This is a genomic window from Salinivibrio sp. HTSP, assembly GCF_003390965.1.
GTDB classification, from domain to species: Bacteria; Pseudomonadota; Gammaproteobacteria; order Enterobacterales; family Vibrionaceae; genus Salinivibrio; species Salinivibrio kushneri.
In genome coordinates this window covers 1-2,797 of the sequence record NZ_PXUD01000102.1, presented here as the reverse complement: position 1 = coordinate 2,797, position 2,797 = coordinate 1, and the positions used below count along the sequence as shown (strand labels likewise).

Annotated in this window: 2 protein-coding genes; one reads left to right on the top strand and one right to left on the bottom strand. The window is 50.3% G+C overall.

Translation table 11 applies throughout. The features are described 5' to 3' along the window. Positions 1-219: 219 nt before the first annotated feature. Positions 220-1,083, bottom strand: coding sequence for an HTH-type transcriptional activator IlvY (gene ilvY, locus C7A19_RS14560; protein WP_116645257.1), 864 nt, complete (start codon positions 1,081-1,083; stop codon positions 220-222). 132 nt (positions 1,084-1,215) lie between these two features. Here ilvY and ilvC point away from each other — a divergent pair, with 132 nt between their 5' ends. Then, complete coding sequence (gene ilvC, locus C7A19_RS14555; protein WP_116645256.1) at positions 1,216-2,700, top strand: ketol-acid reductoisomerase; 1,485 nt, start codon at positions 1,216-1,218, stop codon at positions 2,698-2,700. Positions 2,701-2,797: the final 97 nt, after the last annotated feature.

The window sequence follows — 2,797 nt, the reverse complement described above, 5'->3', positions numbered from 1 at the left end:
CGCCGGGGGTCGCGGGTTCGAGTCCCGTCCACTCCGCCACTACTTAAAAACCCTGCTAAATTTAGTAGGGTTTTTTGTTATTGGCTAGGTTCGCCCTGCGGGCGAATGAGTCCCGATTGCCCGCAATCCCGGCCCTCCGCCACTACTTAGAAGCCCTAGCTGAAAAGCTGGGGTTTTTTGCGTTTAAGCCCCAGTATCATAGTGTTGGGGCTTTTGTGTTTATCGCATGACGCCGAGTAGGGCGTTGAGTAAAGGCTCTTTAGCGCGGGAGGCTTTACAACAAAGGCCCAGCTCGAGAGGTTGCACAATTTCTTGGCGTAAGCGCTCAACCTTATCTTTTACGGGGCTGTTATCAATCACCACGTCCGGCGCCACACCAATACCACAGCCCAATGCCACCATACTGACAATCGCCTCATGGCCTGCTATTTGTGCGTAGACGTTTGGCTCGATACCTTTACTGGTCAACCATTGATCAGCGAGTTCGCGCGCTGTCCCTGCTTCGGGCAAGATTAATGGTGTGTGCTGCCAGTCAATGGCTTGTAGGTCAATGCCACTGCTGGCCATTGCCGGTGCGATAACCGACAAACTGACTGTATCAATCGGTTGAAACACCAAGCTGGATGACAAGCGTTTGGGTTTAGCGGCAATGGCAATGTCGGCGCTATTGTCTTGCACCTTCTCTTCTGCTTGGGCGGGATCGCCAGTCAGAAGCTGTAGCTCGATATTTGGGTATTGTTGACGAAACCGCGCGAGGAGCTCAGGTAAATGGCTATAGCTTGCCGTGACTGAACAAAAGAGCGTGAGCTTACCGCCGAGCAAAGAGGCATGTTCATTGATACTGGCTTTAGTGGTGTGCCAAAGCTGAAGAATATCGCGTGCGACGGGAAGCAGCGTTTTACCTGCTGGGGTGAGATCGACCGCTTTATTGGTGCGAATAAACAGCGGCTGACCGATATCTTCTTCAAGACGTTGGATGATTCGGCTCAAGGCTGAGGGGCTGACGTGCATCGCTTGTGCGGCCCGGGTGTAGCTTTTGGTGTCACAGAGATGGAGGAAGCCCGTGAGTTGCTTTGCATTCATGATTTTATTGTTGCTGTAATTGCAATGTTATGTTGTGAATATATCACTTTAGGCAATATAGTGGTTAGGGTAGTATCAAAAATACGCGGTGAAAACACACCCAATCACGGATTTGAATCAATGGAGCACCCCATGGCGAACTACTTTAATACCCTGAATTTGCGTCAACAATTGGAACAATTAGGCGTATGCCGATTTATGGATCGTGACGAATTTGCCACCGAGGCCGAATTTCTCAAAGGTAAAAAAGTGGTGATTGTCGGCTGTGGTGCGCAAGGGCTCAACCAAGGTTTAAACATGCGCGACTCGGGTCTTGATGTGGCTTATGCACTGCGACAGGCTGCCATTGATGAAAAGCGCCCTTCTTATCAGAATGCGGTTGAGCATGGGTTTGAAGTGGGTAGCTACCAAGATTTGATCCCACAAGCAGACTTGGTGATTAACCTCACGCCTGATAAACAGCACTCCAACGTCGTCGAAACCGTGATGCCACTGATGAAAGAGGGCGCCGCGCTCGGTTACTCACATGGCTTTAATATTGTCGAAGTGGGTCAGCGCATCCGTGACGACATTACTGTGGTCATGGTGGCGCCGAAGTGCCCGGGTACCGAGGTGCGCGAAGAGTATAAACGCGGCTTTGGTGTACCGACGCTGATTGCTGTTCACCCAGAAAATGATCCTAAAGGTGAAGGCTTTGAGATTGCGAAAGCCTGGGCAGCTGCAACCGGTGGCCACCGTGCTGGCGTACTTGCCTCTTCATTCGTAGCAGAAGTGAAATCCGATCTGATGGGCGAACAAACCATCCTGTGTGGCATGCTGCAGGCAGGCTCGGTCGTTTGCTATGAGAAAATGATCGCAGAAGGTGTTGATCCAGGTTATGCGGGTAAATTGATTCAGTATGGCTGGGAAACCATTACTGAAGCGCTAAAGTTCGGTGGCATCACTCACATGATGGATCGCTTATCCAATCCAGCGAAAATCAAAGCCTTTGAGTTGTCGGAGTCGCTTAAAGAACTGATGCGCCCCCTATATAACAAACACATGGACGACATCATCGCTGGCCATTTCTCCGCGACCATGATGGCCGATTGGGAAAACGGCGATAAAGACTTGTTCACATGGCGTGAAGAAACCGCACAGACCGCGTTTGAAAACTATCCCGAGTCGGATGTAAGCATCAGTGAGCAGGAATTCTTTGATAACGGCATTTTGATGGTAGCTATGGTGCGTGCAGGGGTCGAGCTTGCTTTTGAAGTCATGGTGTCATCTGGCATTATCGAAGAATCAGCGTATTACGAGTCATTGCATGAATTGCCTTTGATTGCCAATACTATTGCGCGTAAGCGCTTGTACGAAATGAACGTGGTCATTTCCGATACGGCTGAGTACGGCAACTACTTATTCGCAAACGTGGCGACACCGCTGCTGCGCGAACACTTTATGCCAACAGTGAGCGCAGATGTGATTGGTAAAGGGCTTGGAGAAACCTCTAACCAGGTCGACAATGCCACCTTAATCGAGGTCAATGACCGTATCCGTAACCACCCGATTGAGTATATCGGCGAGGAATTGCGCGGCTATATGACCGATATGAAACAAATTGCGCTCGACAAATAAAAGCGCGGATCGTTTGAGATAACGCGGAAGAGAAGCCTGGCCTGAGGGTCAGGCTTTTTTGTTTGCCCAGCGAAGCTGGCAAACCCGTCAGGTTGAA

Excerpts from the sequence above, each read along its gene's own strand:
- ilvY (WP_116645257.1), bottom strand. The coding sequence starts at position 1,083 with ATGAATGCAAAGCAACTCACGGGCTTCCTCCATCTCTGTGACACCAAA.
- ilvC (WP_116645256.1), top strand. The coding sequence starts at position 1,216 with ATGGCGAACTACTTTAATACCCTGAATTTGCGTCAACAATTGGAACAA.